Annotated in this window: 17 protein-coding genes, 1 pseudogene and 1 riboswitch; of the genes and pseudogenes, 9 read left to right on the forward strand and 9 right to left on the reverse strand. The window is 45.8% G+C overall.

Annotated features, from left to right (window positions below; translation table 11 throughout):
* Window positions 1–91 precede the first annotated feature (91 nt).
* Window positions 92–185: riboswitch (cyclic di-GMP riboswitch) on the forward strand.
* 119 nt (window positions 186–304) lie between these two features.
* Window positions 305–610, forward strand: coding sequence for a hypothetical protein (locus J2736_RS00305; protein WP_310222408.1), 306 nt, complete (start codon window positions 305–307; stop codon window positions 608–610).
* A 146-nt stretch (window positions 611–756) separates the two neighbouring features.
* Window positions 757–1,671 (forward strand): exopolyphosphatase, encoded by a 915-nt coding sequence (locus tag J2736_RS00310; protein ID WP_310222410.1) that lies wholly within the window; start codon window positions 757–759, stop codon window positions 1,669–1,671.
* Between the two features lie 71 nt (window positions 1,672–1,742).
* Here the strand turns inward: J2736_RS00310 and J2736_RS00315 are convergent, their stop codons facing one another.
* Complete coding sequence (locus J2736_RS00315; RefSeq protein WP_310222411.1) at window positions 1,743–2,891, reverse strand: THUMP domain-containing class I SAM-dependent RNA methyltransferase; 1,149 nt, start codon at window positions 2,889–2,891, stop codon at window positions 1,743–1,745.
* Window positions 2,892–3,027: 136 nt separating this feature from the next.
* On the opposite strand from J2736_RS00315, the gene J2736_RS00320 reads away from it, so the two are divergent.
* Window positions 3,028–3,663: an O-methyltransferase gene (locus tag J2736_RS00320; RefSeq protein ID WP_310222413.1), complete on the forward strand. Its 636-nt coding sequence runs from the start codon at window positions 3,028–3,030 to the stop codon at window positions 3,661–3,663.
* A 58-nt stretch (window positions 3,664–3,721) separates the two neighbouring features.
* Here J2736_RS00320 and J2736_RS00325 read toward each other — a convergent pair whose 3' ends face one another.
* Window positions 3,722–3,940, reverse strand: a complete 219-nt coding sequence (locus J2736_RS00325) for a hypothetical protein (RefSeq protein WP_310222415.1) — start codon at window positions 3,938–3,940, stop codon at window positions 3,722–3,724.
* A 173-nt stretch (window positions 3,941–4,113) separates the two neighbouring features.
* Window positions 4,114–5,049 (reverse strand): metallophosphoesterase family protein, encoded by a 936-nt coding sequence (locus tag J2736_RS00330; RefSeq protein ID WP_310222417.1) that lies wholly within the window; start codon window positions 5,047–5,049, stop codon window positions 4,114–4,116.
* Between the two features lie 107 nt (window positions 5,050–5,156).
* Between J2736_RS00330 and J2736_RS00335 the strand changes: the two genes are divergently transcribed.
* Both J2736_RS00335 and J2736_RS00340 read left to right on the forward strand, forming a co-directional pair.
* A complete protein-coding gene (locus tag J2736_RS00335) occupies window positions 5,157–6,437 on the forward strand; it encodes a CapA family protein (protein ID WP_310222419.1) in 1,281 nt (426 codons plus the stop codon).
* 16 nt (window positions 6,438–6,453) lie between these two features.
* The gene (locus tag J2736_RS00340) at window positions 6,454–7,080 is read left to right on the forward strand and encodes a fumarylacetoacetate hydrolase family protein (protein WP_310222421.1); all 627 of its coding nucleotides are present in this window, start codon (window positions 6,454–6,456) and stop codon (window positions 7,078–7,080) included.
* Window positions 7,081–7,137: 57 nt separating this feature from the next.
* On the opposite strand, the gene J2736_RS00345 is transcribed toward J2736_RS00340, so the two are convergent.
* A complete protein-coding gene (locus J2736_RS00345) occupies window positions 7,138–8,325 on the reverse strand; it encodes an HD domain-containing phosphohydrolase (RefSeq protein ID WP_310222423.1) in 1,188 nt (395 codons plus the stop codon).
* A gap of 197 nt (window positions 8,326–8,522) precedes the next feature.
* Here J2736_RS00345 and J2736_RS00350 point away from each other — a divergent pair, with 197 nt between their 5' ends.
* Window positions 8,523–9,341, forward strand: coding sequence for a DUF92 domain-containing protein (locus J2736_RS00350; RefSeq protein WP_310222425.1), 819 nt, complete (start codon window positions 8,523–8,525; stop codon window positions 9,339–9,341).
* Here J2736_RS00350 and J2736_RS00355 read toward each other — a convergent pair.
* Window positions 9,315–9,620, reverse strand: coding sequence for a LapA family protein (locus J2736_RS00355; protein ID WP_310222427.1), 306 nt, complete (start codon window positions 9,618–9,620; stop codon window positions 9,315–9,317). The two genes, J2736_RS00350 and J2736_RS00355, sit on opposite strands and share 27 nt — an antisense overlap.
* A gap of 112 nt (window positions 9,621–9,732) precedes the next feature.
* A complete protein-coding gene (pepF, locus tag J2736_RS00360; RefSeq protein WP_310222429.1) occupies window positions 9,733–11,523 on the reverse strand; it encodes an oligoendopeptidase F in 1,791 nt (596 codons plus the stop codon).
* Between the two features lie 194 nt (window positions 11,524–11,717).
* On the opposite strand from pepF, the gene J2736_RS00365 reads away from it, so the two are divergent.
* Window positions 11,718–11,882 carry a hypothetical protein gene (locus J2736_RS00365; protein WP_310222431.1) on the forward strand — a complete coding sequence of 55 codons (165 nt, stop codon included), beginning with the start codon at window positions 11,718–11,720 and terminating at the stop codon, window positions 11,880–11,882.
* Window positions 11,883–12,263: 381 nt separating this feature from the next.
* Here the strand turns inward: J2736_RS00365 and J2736_RS00370 are convergent.
* A pseudogene (locus tag J2736_RS00370) lies at window positions 12,264–12,905 on the reverse strand (TerC family protein); the annotation flags it as partial.
* A gap of 263 nt (window positions 12,906–13,168) precedes the next feature.
* On the reverse strand, window positions 13,169–13,414 hold the full coding sequence (locus J2736_RS00375; protein WP_310225134.1) for a hypothetical protein: 246 nt from the start codon (window positions 13,412–13,414) through the stop codon (window positions 13,169–13,171).
* Window positions 13,415–13,601: 187 nt separating this feature from the next.
* Between J2736_RS00375 and J2736_RS00380 the strand changes: the two genes are divergently transcribed.
* Together J2736_RS00380 and J2736_RS00385 are read left to right on the forward strand one after the other, a co-directional pair.
* On the forward strand, window positions 13,602–14,318 hold the full coding sequence (locus J2736_RS00380) for a class I SAM-dependent methyltransferase (protein WP_310222432.1): 717 nt from the start codon (window positions 13,602–13,604) through the stop codon (window positions 14,316–14,318).
* A gap of 127 nt (window positions 14,319–14,445) precedes the next feature.
* Window positions 14,446–14,643, forward strand: coding sequence for a cold shock domain-containing protein (locus J2736_RS00385; protein WP_028556542.1), 198 nt, complete (start codon window positions 14,446–14,448; stop codon window positions 14,641–14,643).
* A gap of 98 nt (window positions 14,644–14,741) precedes the next feature.
* Here J2736_RS00385 and J2736_RS00390 read toward each other — a convergent pair whose 3' ends face one another.
* On the reverse strand, window positions 14,742–15,371 hold the full coding sequence (locus J2736_RS00390) for a TetR/AcrR family transcriptional regulator (protein WP_310222434.1): 630 nt from the start codon (window positions 15,369–15,371) through the stop codon (window positions 14,742–14,744).
* Window positions 15,372–15,412 lie beyond the last annotated feature (41 nt).

Genomic DNA, 15,412 nt, shown 5'->3' on the forward strand with positions numbered 1-15,412 from the left:
CGAACTATTCGAATTGGAATCGTCATCCCTTATCCTTGAGAGTATAAGGTGTCTAGTGTTATCGCTTCATCTAATCAGTTTCAGTACGTCATCTCGATAAAGGCAAAGCTGGCGAAAGCCAGCGACGCAAAGCTACAGGGGCTTTACTTCTCCTGAAAAGGACAAGCAGCCAGCCAGCCGCCGAACGATTGGGAATTCACATTAGAACCCCTCTAGTCGGTTCACTACGGTGGGGTTTTTTCTCTGTCATAGCGAAGCAAATGAAAACCAATGGAACAAGTTGAACAAAGGAGGCCCTCGCGGCATGAAATCGGAAGAGCAATTGCAGGAGGAACAAAAAGTAACATCATTATGCGGTAACCATGTTGCACGTTTGGTGCCATCCACGGATGGGCCTAAGCTTATGATTAACCGTGAAGAATACGCATTGAACGAAGCCTGTTGGGATGTCGAAATGTTTCATGGAAGAAACAATAGCATTCTCATTTTCTACTGGAAAGGCGAAGTTAAGCTGTCCGTGAAAATACCCCCAATGGCTCAAATCGAAGGTTTTTTAACTAGACTATTTCAATGCATGTCCTCCAAATTGAGAGCGGTTCAACCTATCTAGGTGAATCGTTCTTTTTTATTGAAAAAAGAAAGCAGTCAATGGAGCGGCGAGTGATTTTCTCATTGTCACATATCGACACTAGCTGATATAATATGATCATCATAATTCGTAGTTCTTAAGAACTATCTCAAAAGGGGATGCATGGCATGAGATTGATCACACGTTCCGATTTCGATGGTTTAGTATGCGCGATGCTCTTCAAACAATTAAACATGGTGGATGAAATGAAGTTCGTCCATCCCAAAGATATGCAGGACGGTCTTATTGAAGTGAATGAGCACGATATTTTGGCCAATGTGCCGTATGTCCCAGGCTGCGGATTATGGTTTGATCATCATACAAGTGAGCTGACACGCTTGGGTGAATCGGTAACGTTTAAAGGGGAAACTCGGATCGCGCCAAGCGCTGCGCGGGTAGTCTATGATTATTATGGTGGCAAAGAAACCTTCGGTGATATCGACGATATTATGCAAGGTGTGGACAAAGCAGACTCTGCCCAGTTCAGCAAAGAGGATATTCTGAACCCGAGCGGTTGGGATTTACTTTCTTTTATCATGGATGCTCGTACAGGGCTTGGCCGCTATCGGGATTATCGAATCAGTAATTATCAGTTGATGGAGGACTTAGTTGCGCATTGTGCAACCAAAACCATTAGCGAAATTATGGAGCTACCAGATGTTCAGGAACGTGTAGCACGTTACCATGAGTTGGATGCTTTGTACAGGGACATGCTGCAGGCTTACACACGGGTAGAAGGTAATGTGATCATTACGGACCTTCGTGATGTTGAGACAATCTATCCAGGCAATCGTTTTATGGTTTATGCGCTCTATCCCGAGCAAAACACATCCATTTGGATCGTTGATGGCAGAAACAAACAAAACTGCGTCTTCGCTTGTGGTCACAGTATTGTGAATCGCACAGCCCAAACGAATATTGGTGAGTTGATGCTTCACAATGGCGGCGGCGGACATCACGCTGCAGGAACTTGCCAAGTGGCCTATGCGGAAGCAAATGAGGTCCTACATAAAATTATTGAAACCATGCAAGCAGCAGGGTAGAATTAACGCAAAAAAGAGGCAGCTAAGACTTATATGCTAAGTCTTAGCTGCCTCTTTTTCATTACACAGTGCTATCTATCCGATCTACGTGGAGGAAAGGGGCCAAGATATTGGAACAAATTACATTCGATCCGTCCGTTAAACAGCTTGCGCTTCTTATCGGCGCGGCGGTTCATATAATGCTCAAGTTGTGTACTTGGGCTTAGGATAAACAAGCTCCACGACGGCATCGGTCGCGTTAATGCACCGAGCTCACGCAGCGCCAGCTCGACATCCGGTGCTTCACCAAGCCGCTCGCCGTACGGCGGATTGGTGATCAAGCAGCCATAATCGCCGCGCGGGCGCGCTTTGGCGATGGGCTCAACCTTCAGCTGGAACTGCTTCGTCAGTCCAGCTGCCTTGGCGGCCGCCTCTGCCACTTCGATGGCAGCAGGATCGATATCGCTGCCGACGATGTGCAGCGGCACGTTGTCTTTCACCGCGTCGAAGGCTTCGTCGCGGGCTTTATCCCACAGCTTGCGGGGAATGTTCCCCCAAGCTTCACTAGGGAAGCTGCGCCGCAGGCCTGGCGCAATGTTCCAGCCGATCATCGCGGCCTCGATCGGGATCGTGCCCGACCCGCAGAACGGGTCGTAGAGCGGCCGCTCTACGCTCCAGCGGCTCAGCAAGATCATAGCTGCCGCCATGGTTTCCTTCAGCGGCGCTTCGGTTACGAGCTTGCGATAGCCGCGCTTGTGCAAGCTAGGTCCGGTCGTGTCTATCGTGAGTGTCGCGATGTCATTCAACAGCGCAACTTCGATCACGTAGCGTGCCCCGTTCTCGGGGAACCACTCCGTACCGTATTTAAGCTTCATTTTCTCGACGACAGCTTTCTTGGCGATCCCTTGGCAAGCAGGAACGCTGGATAGCTGTGACTTATGGGAACGACCCTCAACAGGGAATTCGGCATCGTTCGGAATCCAATCTGGCCAAGCGAGAGCTTTGGTGCCTTCGAATAGCTCATCGAAGGTAGTTGCTTTGAATTGTCCCATAAGTACGAGGACACGATCTGCGGTACGCAGCCAAAGGTTGGTGCGGCAGATGGCTAATTCGTCACCAAAGAAACGGACGCGTCCATTCTCGACAGTCAATTCTTCATAGCCGAGATCACGGATTTCGCGGGCGACGATGGCCTCAAGTCCCATCGGGCAAGTGGCGATTAGTTCAATTTTTTGTGGCATAGGTATAGTCCTTCCATCCGGGTTGTACAACGCTCAGAAAACTCATACAATTAACAAGTATAGGACAAATAGGTTACACTTACAAACGGGTATTGGAAAGATGATTCAAATGATGCGAATTTAGGAGGACAAATACATGGAAAACATCACGGCTGAAAGCTATATGGAAGGTTTATACGAGGAAGATGCCGTTCTAACCAAGGTGAAAGAAGTCATTGTTGCTCACAATATGCCTGAGATTTCAATCGCGCCTGGGTATGGCAGGCTATTAACGATGATGGTAACGATGATCGGTGCGAAGCGGGTGTTAGAAATAGGGGCATTAGGCGGGTACAGCGGAATCTGTTTGGCACGCGGGTTAAAAGAGGGCGGTAAGCTCATTTCACTCGAGCTCAAACAGGATTTTGCCGATGTGGCGAAGCGCAACGTGATAGACGCAGGGCTCGGTGAATTCGTGGAATACCGAATTGGCGAAGCCCTCACTCACTTGAACGAGCTGCGGGTGCAGGGGGAACGCTTCGATTTCTTCTTTATTGATGCGGACAAAGTGAATTATCCGAACTATTTGGAGCTTGCAATCAAGCTGGCGAATCCTGGTGCCATTATTGCAGGAGATAACACGCTTATGCGCGGTAAAGTCGTTGATGAGAAGCAAACGAAAGCATCAGTTCAAGCAATGCGAACGTTTAATCAACGAATTGCAACAGATGAAAGGCTCGAAAGCACAATTCTTCCAGCGTATGATGGTTTAGCCTTAGCTCGGGTGAAGTAGCTTAGATGACAAAAAAAGCGATAGGCTGCCACGGCAGTCTGTCGCTTTTTTGGGGTTGTTAGGAGGCTTTTTCCTTCGTATGTAAATCGGAATCGATTCTTGGGTTGTTTGGAATTTGTTGTGGAATGTGTGTTAATGGTGCCTTCGGCTGATTAGTAGGGCCGAGTTGGGTCGTTTGTTGTTTCTTAAAGCTCATTGTACTAAGGCTGTTCCAGTAAATGAACAAACACTCCGCACAAACGATAACAAGGATGATTCTACGCCAGTTAAGTTGCATTCATTACCATGCCTCACTTTCCATCATACCCCTATATTAGCATGTGGTGGAATTAATTTCCATAAGTTTTCATCCAAAGGCAAAATCTCTCTTGATTCGCATAGCATGTCGAATACATGGAGAACCTCCATCTAATTTTGGTGGTGGGGAGATAAGTGAGGACGCAAGGATGCTTAACCATTTAAATGAACCAACCCCGTCGTAATCTCCAACTCATATCGTCGACTGTCAGGCATCTGAACCTCATAAGCCATCTGTACAGCTCGTTGGATATCATAAGGAACACGTACAAACTGGAGCGCAAAACCTGCTTGAACCGTGGGATCATTATCCCCCTCAATTATGCAGTAGCACGCTTGAGGTATGCCGTCATAGGGAACGCCTACACTACCTACGTTGAACAGCAGCAACCCACTAGGTTCCCCAGCATTAGCACTTGCAGATACCACAGAATCGCCTTCACTAAGCAGATGACTCTGCTCCCCAGCGTTTGTATTTACCACAGAATCCTCCCCACCCAGCAGACAACTCCGCTCCTCTACACTTACGGCATCACTCTCCCTCTTCTCAGAGGGATTGCTCAACGTCAACATATAGGGGATATGGATATCCCCATAACCGACAATATCCGGCGTTATGCCTCCATCGAGAGAGCCGGTCATCGCTGTATTTTCAAACATCGCCAATCGCTCATTCTTAGAAGCTTCGCGCTTCAAACGATGAAAGACGCTTTGCGCGGATGCGTGGAACAATCGTATGTGCTTCCCGCTAAGGTTCACATGAATCGCATAGGGCAGCCGCTTCAAATAGGCGAGTCGCTCATCACCTAGTGACAGCTGTTGCCACAAGCCAGCCGGCAGTTCCTGCGGAAGCGTTATGCCTAGATCCCAGTTGCCTTGCACGACGGCTTCACAAGTTTGCTGAATGAGATCGACGACTTCCGCTGAGCTAGGACCTTTGCCCACGAGGTCGCCTAAGCAGAAGATACGTGTGATGCCTCTGCGCTCAATATCGGAAAGTACGGCTTCAAGAGCAGGCAGGTTGCCATGAATATCTGAAATAACAGCGATTCTCTCCATGTCATTCGTTCCCTTTCTTCCTAAAACCATGAATAGTCATGCTTCTGTTATAACACACGGCAGACGATCTGAAAATGTGAGCCGCCCTATTACCCAACGATGTCGACATCTGTTATAATTTGTAGGGGGAAAGGGGAATGTTTTCATTGGAATCCAGACAAGAACGTCACGGTAAATCGAAAAAAGATTCAAACCCAAGCAAAAAGCCTTCGCTTAAGGTTTTGGGTGGCTTCACAGTTGCAGCGATTGCTTGTTTCGCCGTTGGAATCGGGGCTTCCTATTGGACCTCCACTTATCAGAATGGGGAAGAAGACGGAACGGTTTCAACACCGATGGCGGTTGTCTCTCCCAAACCATCGACCTCCACGTCGAGTGGCAGTTCGTCCGCTACAGCGAGTCCCAAAGCTTCTGCTGTTGTTACCCCATCTTCAACATCGACTAGTACGAACGCACCCGCTGTACAACCAGTAGGAACAGGCTCACAAGTGAAGTTAACGTTTGTGGGTGATGTGATCATGGCCTCCAAAGTGGAAGATATTTTGAAGCAAAAAGGTTTTGACTATCCGTATACGAATGTGAAAGACTACTTGACCAAAGCTGATTTTACGATTGCCAATTTGGAATCACCGATAACGACTAGAGGTAGTGTTCAAAGCAAGGAATACGTGTATCGCTCTTCACCCGAGGCATTGCCTCCGCTGAAACAAGCAGGTGTGGATATTGTTAATTTAGCGAATAACCATGTGATGGATTATGGCACAGAAGGTTTGCTAGATACGTTGAAGGCTCTGGATCAACAGGGCATCAAACGCGTAGGTGCGGGTAAGGATAACACAGAAGCTTATCAACCCGTGATTGTGGAAAAAGATGGCATGAAGATAGCTGTTTTTGGTTTCAGCCGCGTCGTGCCTGAAGCTTCATGGAAAGCTGGTCCTGGACATCCGGGTGTTGCTGAAACGTATAGCTATAAGGTGCCAGTTGAAGCGATTGAAAAAGCGAAAGTATCCGCTGATCTGGTCGTTGTTGTGGCACACTGGGGTGTTGAACGCGATGACAATCCGGACAAAAACCAAAAAGAACTCGCGCATCGTTACATTGATGCAGGGGCAGATCTTATCATTGGCGGACATCCGCACGTCCTGCAAGGCTTTGAGCAATATAAGGGCAAGTGGATTGCGTATAGCTTAGGGAACTTCATTTTTACGACAAATGACACGCCGAAAACATGGGAAACGGTCATCTTGGAAGCTGCCTGCTCGAAGGATAAGTCATGCAATATTCATCTGGTACCCATTTTGACCAAATTAGCATTGCCAACTCCGATGAATACGGAAGATGGGGAAAAGCTATTTCAACGATTAAGTAAGATTTCTATCGGGGCTGGGGTTGATGCCCAAGGGAATGTGATTAAGAAATAAGAGGAGTTCAACTACCATGACAATAACGGTCCGAAACATATATTGCGTTGGACGTAACTATCGCGCACATGCGGCAGAACTTGGAAATGATGTTCCTGACCAACCGATGATATTCACGAAGCCTACACATGCCTTAGTACACATGGATGGCAGCGAGCTGACACTTCCTAATGATCAAGGTGAGATTCATTACGAGGCTGAACTGGTTGTACATATTGCGAAACCTTACACGCAAGGGATAAAAGTTGATGAGATCGTAGATCAATATGCGCTTGGCATTGATTTTACACTTCGTGATGTCCAGAATGTGATTAAGAAGAAGGGCCAACCATGGCTGCCTGCCAAAGGGTTTCTAAAGTCGGCGCCTATTACCGATTTCCGTCCATTCCCCGGTGCTTCTGAGTTGACGAAGTCGAACTTCCAACTCTTTCAGAATGAACAGGTAGTTCAGGATGGCAACATCTCGCATATGATTTTCGATCTTCAAACGATTATCGATTATGTTGCGAAGCACTATGGATTGGGTCCGGGGGACATCATTTTCACGGGGACGCCAGAAGGCGTAGGTCCTGTCAAGGATGGCGACCGTTTAGAGCTTCTCTGGGGAGAAGAACAATTCGGAGCTTCTAGTATTCGTATATAATCTAAAAGGGCAGTCTCAAGGTCATATCGACCTGTGAGACTGCCCTTTTTCTATGTATTAGGATTCTATCGAATTGGCTAAGGCTGTGTCCGAGTATTGTTCTCTTACGCGGAGAATGGCCGGTAATTGCTTGAAAAAGGCATCAATCACATCGGGATCAAAATGCTCGCCACGTTCTTCTTGGAACAGCTGAAGGATGCGGTCGAGCTCCCAGGCTTTTTTGTACACACGATCACTGCCGAGTGCATCGAAAACATCGGCTATGGCCGTTATACGTCCATAAATATGAATGTCTGTCCCTTGTATACCACGTGGGTATCCGCGCCCATTCCATTTCTCATGATGCTCATAAGCAACGATAGCTGCGGTTTTGAGAATATGACGGGTTGAATTTCGAAGTAGGTTGTAACCGATGAGCGTATGGTTCTGCATAAGCTTGAACTCTTCTTCAGTCAACTTGCCAGGCTTATTCAAGATGGCATCGGGAATCGCTACTTTACCAATATCGTGCATGGGAGACGCAATCTTGAGTAATTCTGCCTCTTCCTGACTTATGCCTAGCTCTAAGGCTAGCAAATAAGAATACTCGGCAACACGCTTCACGTGATTGCCTGTCTCTTTGGAACGACTTTCACCAATTTCCCCCATTCGGAAAATAATTTCTTTTTGCGTCTCTTCAATTTCCATCGTAAGCAGCGCAGATTCCAAGGATTTGCCTGCATAGGAAGAGGCCAAGGTTAAATACTCCATATCCTTGTCGGAGAATTGTTCACTGACAGTCAGTTTATTAATCGCTTGATAAGCCCCCATAATCTCACCGTTGCTATTCCGAAAGGGGATCACCATGAGGGCCTTCGTTCGATAACCTGTTTGCTGATCCGTATAGATAGCACCATTTTGCAAATAAGATTTATATTCCTCATTGGTATAAGCATCATGGATGAAGACTGCTTGATCATTCGTTACGGCATAACCGACTAGACCAGCAGTGCTTGGGATTCGAATTTCATCAAGACCATGAGCAACTTTGGACCAAAGCTCATTATTCTGTGTATCTAACAGCCAGACGGTACAACGATCGGAGACAATCATCTCACGACCCATATCCGCCATTAGCATGAGTACATGATCAAGTATACGTTCATTCGCAATTTTGGCAGCATAGTCGAAAATGACACGCAGCATTTCCTCGGGCGCCAGGTCTCTTTTAAATCGGGAATTGGTAGTGGATTGATCTTGCTCCATGTCAGCCTCCTTACGCTTTTCCCTCTCATAGTATCATAGATTTGGCTGTTATTGGTTAAGAATCTGCAGAAAATCATGAAAATTGTCGAATTTATCATACGAATTACCACATAAAGAGAGTTGGGTGAACTATGATACAATATGGATTATCAGGTACAGCTAATAAGAATTTGAATGTGAAGGAGAGAATTCTACACATGCCAGTCATCTATGGATTCGCAGGTAGTCTGATCATAGCTGGGGCAGCCTATTGGAAACGTTCCTTATCTCTATCCGGATTAATTGCAGCAGTGCTGCTAGGAACGACGATGTATGCGTTGGGAAGTCTTGCGTGGTTTGGTACACTTATCGCATTTTTCATCTCATCCAGCTTGTTATCGAAGCTTAAGCATCAGCGTAAGGCAGCAGCTGAAAGTGGCTATGCCAAAGGTGGTAGACGTGATGCAGGGCAAGTTGCTGCGAATGGTGGCTTAGGGTTGTTGCTATGTATGGGAAATGCCATCTGGCCGAGTCCGCTCTGGTGGCTGTTATTTATTGGCGTTATGGCAACCGTTACCGCGGATACATGGGCGACGGAAATCGGAGGGATGAGCAAGTCGATTCCACGCTCCATTGTAACGGGAAAACGGGTGACAGCAGGGACCTCAGGAGGCATTACAGGGCTTGGATTACTTGCGTCGATTCTTGGCGGGGCTTTTATCGGCCTCATCGGAGGGCTTCTAAACCAACTCGGGGAGCCGCAAGCGGTGAATAGTTCGATGGTGCTCCTAATCTTGCTGGGATCACTTGCAGGATTAGGAGGTTCTCTCGTTGATTCTTGGCTTGGGGCTACGCTGCAGGTGATGTTTCATTGTGAGGTCTGTGGTAAAACGATTGAGAAGCAGGAGCATTGTCATCAGAAAGCAAGACAGATACGTGGTCTCCAAGGAATGAGCAATGATGCAGTTAATGCAAGCTCATCTTTCATTGGAGGAGGAATATGCCTCGTTTTATACATGGTGTTCGCTTTGCTCTAGCTTAGAATCAGTTGGTGCTTCAGGTGTCGGATTTAGCACTTCGTGAAGTTGTTTTTCTACTTGTTTCACTTTACGCTGGAGCTTATATTGACGAACCATGCCGAAGAGACCAACAATCAAACCACCTAATAAGGTTGAAGTTAAAATGACAAGAATCAGAGGTGTGGACGTCGTCGTGAATAGGAAGTTCACTTGTACGGGATCCACATTGACAACAGCAAAAACCGCAGTAAGTAGAGCAAATACTAAAGCACTGATGAGAATCCATTGTATTTTCAAGTATCCATCATCCTCTCGATTTTAAGAAAAAGGTTGAAAGCAGAGGCTTTCAACCTTTTTGGTCTTGCAATCCGACTCTCCACGAGGAGAGTGGCTTGTATCGTGCATGCAGTTACTTCGTAAGCTCTTCCATCTGATCTAACAGGGAGCTGAATACGCTCATTGCTTGTTTGATCGGCTCAGGCGTAGACATATCCACACCGGCCTTCTTAAGGATGTTCAGCGAGTAGTCGCTGCCGCCGCTTTTGAGGAAGCCGAGGTAGCGGTCAACCGCTGGCTGGCCTTCATCCAAAATCTGCTTCGCAAAGGAAGTAGCAGCAGAGAAGCCTGTCGCATATTTATAAACATAGAAACTGTTATAGAAGTGAGGAATCCGAGCCCATTCCATCTCGATATCTTGATCCACAACCATGTCATTGCCATGGTAGAGCTTATTCAATCCATAGTAGATTTCACTGAACTCTTGCGGTGTTAAAGACTCGCCTTCTTCGGCTTTCTCATGCGTGATCATTTCGAATTCCGCGAACATCGTTTGACGGAATACCGTTGTACGGAATTGGTCCGCATAGTACGTAAGCAAATACATTTTTTCCTTAGGATCTGTTACACGCTTCAACAGGTAATCCATGAGTAGAGCTTCATTCAGCGTGGAAGCAACTTCTGCTAAGAAAATGGTGTATTGCGCATAACGATACTCTTGATTCTCATCGGACAAATAGGAATGAATCGCATGACCCATCTCATGTGTCAAGGTAAACATGCTGTTCAAATTGTCTTTATGGTTCAACAATACGTAAGGATGTGTGCCGTAAGCACCCCAGCTGTAAGCGCCGTTGCGTTTGTTTTTGTTCTCATACACATCGATCCAGTGGTTGTCGAATCCGTCTTGTAGAATTTTCAAGTAATTTTCACCTAGCGGAGCCAAGCTTTTCTTGATTTCTTCTTTGGCTTGCTGATAAGTAATGTCCATCTTGAATTCTTCAACGAGCGGTGCAAATAGGTCATACATATGTAACTCATCGACCTTGAGCAGCTTTTTACGGAGTTTGAGATACCGCTGCAGCTGAGGCAAGGACTCATGAATGGTGGAAATTAAGTTCGTGTACACTTCTTTTTTGATATTATCGCCAAATAGTGTGGATTCAAGAACAGAAGGGTAATGACGCGCTTTGGCATAGAAAATGTTCTTGTTAATGTTCGCGCTAAGCGTCGCACCAATGGTATTCCGATTATTGCGATAGGTGTCATAGACCGCTTTGAACGCATTTTTTCGAACTTCAGGATCACGGCTTTCTAGGAATTGAATATAGCTGCCATGCGTAAGCTCGACTTCTTCACCTTTTTCATTCTTCACTTTCGGGAACTTCAAATCAGCATTGTTCAGCATGCCGAAGATCGTACTAGGAGCGCCAGCCATATTACCTGCTTGAGCAAGAAGCGCTTCTTGTTCTTTGCTTAACGTATGAGGCTTCTGACGAATCATTTCTTCAAGCGTATCTTTATAAAAAGATAAGGAAGGATCATTCACGAGTTGCTGAAGCTTTTCGTCCGACAAGCTGAGAATTTCAGGAGAAATAAAGGAAGAAGCTTCACCAAATTCAACACTGAGTTTTTTAGCTTTTTCGGATAAGGCCTGATAAACAGGTTCAGCTGTATCTTCATGATGCTTCATGTTGGAGTAAACATATAATCTCTCCATCTTAACTGAGAGCTCATCTTCCAACTGGAAAATTTGCTTCACAGCTGCGGCGTCGTTGATTTTCCCTTGGAAGGCGCTGATTTTGCTAAGCGAGCCCTTCACTTCTTGAAATTCTTGATCCCAAGCCTTCTGATCGGCAAATAAATCCTCCAACTGCCAACGGTGCTCGGCTGGTACTTGCTTGCGATCCAATAATTGAGTCATCGGAGCCCTCCTGTCCTTGTTTTGAGATTGGGGTAAGCTGGTATCCTTTGCGTGTAAATCAGCTAATGGGACTGAGCTAAGCAGAATTCCCATGACAGCCGTTACATAAAGAAGGCGCATTGCGGTCATCGCTCCCGGCATATTCCCATGAGGGATGCACGAACTGAAATCCCATTTCATGGTTTTCACCTAGTATGACCGTTTGCTTAATCAATTATTATTATACAAAACAAACGACTCTGCCGTCCATGATGGACGAGCAAGTATGGAAGTATTTTCAAGTTCCAGCTCGGAAGAAGCTAAGTACGATCAGAACGAAGGATATGGAAACCATAACAATCGCTAGTAAAGCAAGGTAACGTTTCATTTGTGCCGGAAGGCTGTCTTTTTTCATAATTAAAATGATCGCCAGGCAAAAGGATACAATTACAAATGTGAGAATAGATCCAGAATCAGTCATCGAAAATCATCCTTTTTGCTGTAGAGTATGATACTTGTTTCGTATCATACTAATTTTCGCTATGCGGGGTCAAACTCCTTTTTCATCCGGCATGCTGCATCGTATCACGGTTCGACTCTTCATCATCTTCCTCTTTAACGAGAATGAACTTGCCACGAGAATCCATTTTGACGGTGTAGCGGTCCTCAGGGGAGATTTGTGCTTCTTCGCTAAGCTCTTTAGGAAGAGTGAGTTGTCCGCTATCCCCGACACTGACTTGGTAGCCAATCATTTTCGCCCATTTGCCTGCGCCGAGCACGAGGATGACGAGTAAACCAATGAATAGCCATTTTCCTAACGGGTTGGATTCGAAGAAGGGGGCTAGGAATTTTTCGCCTGTAATCATCTTTCCTGCGGTAAGTGCAAGCACGCCAGCTCCGATATAAATAATCGATGGGTACTTTTCAATCCATTTAATGAATAAAGTGCTACCCCAGACCACGATAGGCACACTGACAAGTAGACCAATAACGACGAGCAAGAAGTTACCATGTGCAGCGCCAGCGACCGCGATGACATTATCTAATCCCATGACCGCATCAGCAATAATAATCGTTCGAATAGCAGCCCACATGGTGTCTTTTACTTTCATATCCTCATGACTTTTCTTTTCGCTGAGAAGTTTATACGAAATCCAGAGAAGCAAGATACCGCCGACTAACAGCAACCCAGGGATTTTGAGCAACGTAACGACAACAAGCGTGGCCAAAGCTCGAATCACAATCGCGCCAACCGTGCCCCAAAGAATGACTTTCTTTTGTGTTTCCTTTTTCAAATTACGTGCAGCCATCCCAATCACAATCGCGTTATCACCTGCCAAAACCAAGTCAATCAAGATAATACTGAGTAGTGAGACGAAAAAGCCCGTTGACAACCAATCCATACGCGAACACACTCCTTCAAAGTTATTTTGATGCAAAAAGAGCCTAGCACCGCTTGACCGGTGAAGGCTCTAATTCATCAAAAAAGACCTTCACCAATGAACATGGCAAAGGTCTTGCTAACAACGTTGTCGTTGCCAATAAAGCCGGGATCTGATGAGGATCCGAATTGACGACTTTACTGTATCAGCTACTCCCCTTTGGAGTGTTACTATGAGATTATACGTTAATATATGCGATGCGTTTCAAAATAGAACTCTTTTTTTTATACGTTTTTAAAAGCGTCCATAATAGCTTGCCATTCTTCTTCGGTACCGTCGAATTTATCCTTGGCAAAACGTTCGCTAGCCCAATGCAGCATAGCAGGTCGTCCAATAAAAGTGTGGCACTCTTCGCCCCATTGGTCGGAAATCTCGGTTAAGACGATTTTGGTGCCTTGCACCTCGACATTGAGCATGTTCCATTTATCTTTTTTATAAATCGTATGTCTTTTGAAGGGTTGATGCGACATGGCTTTTTTCCTCGTTTCTGTAATAAGCTTATAGATGTAAACAATCGTATCATAAAATGCGGCTATTTCCAAACAAGAGGCTCGTTTTTTCGTTTTTTTTTGTTGTGCACGGGCATCTCTCATGATAGAATTCTCCTAATCCTTTCCATAGGGAAGGGGTTATGAGCCGAGCCAAGGAGAGATGAGCATGGAAGAGAAGCAAGTTTATGAGCAAATTGGGGTTGCTATGACCTCGAGATCGTACGTGGAATATGAGAAAATGTTTATGTTGCAGACAGATGAGCTGATTGGCAAAAGAGTGTTGGATGTCTCTGGAGGCGCCTCTTCGTTTACAGCAGAAGCAAGGCAGCTTGGGATCGAAGCAGAAGCAGTTGATCCATTATACGAGAAGTCGCCAGACGCAATTGCTGAGTATGGCAGGCTAGAAATTGAGCGCAGTACAGCCAAGTTGTCTAAACTAACGGATGTGTATGACTGGACGTTTTACGGGTCCGTCGAGCAGCATCGGGCAGGACGTATTCAAGCGCTTCAGCGTTTTGTTGAGGATTTCTCCAGCGCAGAAGGATCAGCCAGATATCATAAAGCTGCTTTACCATCATTACCATTCGGAGCGGAGAGCTTTGAACTCGTTATGTGCAGTCACTTTCTTTTTCTATATGAGGAGCAGTTTGATTATGCGTTTCATACTGGGGCTGTTCGTGAGCTGCTTCGTGTTTGCAAGCCAGGTGGCGAGGTTAGGATATACCCGTTGATGAATTTCCGAACAGAGGAATATTCTCGCCTTCACGATCTAATCCTCGAGTTCGAGTTAGCTGGATTTACCGTTCAAAAGAGAGAAGCTAGTCTACCTTTTTTACCAAATTCTCAGCAATATTTAAGCATAAAAAAAGAGCCCTCTGCATAGTGGAAAACCTTGGTACATCAACAAATTTCAGCTTATCCACCTCGGAATTTCCGTTGATTTTTCACCACTCAAATGGTATAATTTCCTTATTCGTCATAGATGGCGATATTTTTAGGAGGTTGTTCATTTGAAGGGTACAGTGAAATGGTTTAACGCAGAAAAAGGGTACGGTTTTATTTCTGTTGATGGAGGCGACGATGTATTCGTTCACTTCTCCGCAATTCAGGGCGAAGGATTCAAAACATTAGAAGAAGGCCAATCCGTTGAGTTTGATATTACTCAAGGTAACCGTGGTCCTCAAGCAGCTAACGTCACCAAATTATAAGATTCTGGGACTCCCTACTTATAAATAGTGTCATAGCACAAGCAAATAAAGACAGTTCTCGAGATTACTCGAGGCTGTCTTTTTTGTTTGCTTCGTTTTCAATTGGTCACTGGGGGCGGATATAAGCCATGCCAGAGTATGTCGATAATTTGAGTGGCCGCTTTACCTTCATCTGGAAACATATGATCCCCGTTCCCATCACGCGCATGACCCATCATGAGAAGCGAAGTGTAGGCGCGTGCGATCACGCGGGGATCTACGGGACCGATTTCGCCAGAGTCAATCGACTTCTGGAATTCGGTTTCGAGCGCATCCAATATACCTTGCTCGGACTTACGCATAGCTTTCATTTGCTCCTCGGAAAGTGTAGCTTCCATCTTGCGCATGAACGAATGCAGGTCGAAATCGACCGCTTTTAGATGCCCCTCTGTAATGCTGAGAAGTCTTTCACGAAGCGGAGTAGGTTCGCTTAAACGTTTAATCGTGACACGTCTGACATTGTCCATGAGCTGAATCATAGAGGCTGTAAGCAAGTCGGATTTGGAGGGGAAATAGTAATAAACCGATGCCTTCGTGACCTGACACTCTTTGGCAATATCATCCATAGACACAGATTCGAAGCCGCGAGATAAGAATAAAGGGATAGCGGTCATTAAGATTTTTTGATTAAGAGGCAATTCTCCCTGTGAGACACGGGGTCTGCCAAGAGGTTTTGACTTTTTTTCCATAAGTTTGTGTCACTCCTGAGACGATTCTAAATAACGCTTGA

The organism is Paenibacillus qinlingensis (assembly GCF_031455095.1).
GTDB classification, from domain to species: Bacteria; Bacillota; Bacilli; order Paenibacillales; family NBRC-103111; genus Paenibacillus_E; species Paenibacillus_E qinlingensis_A.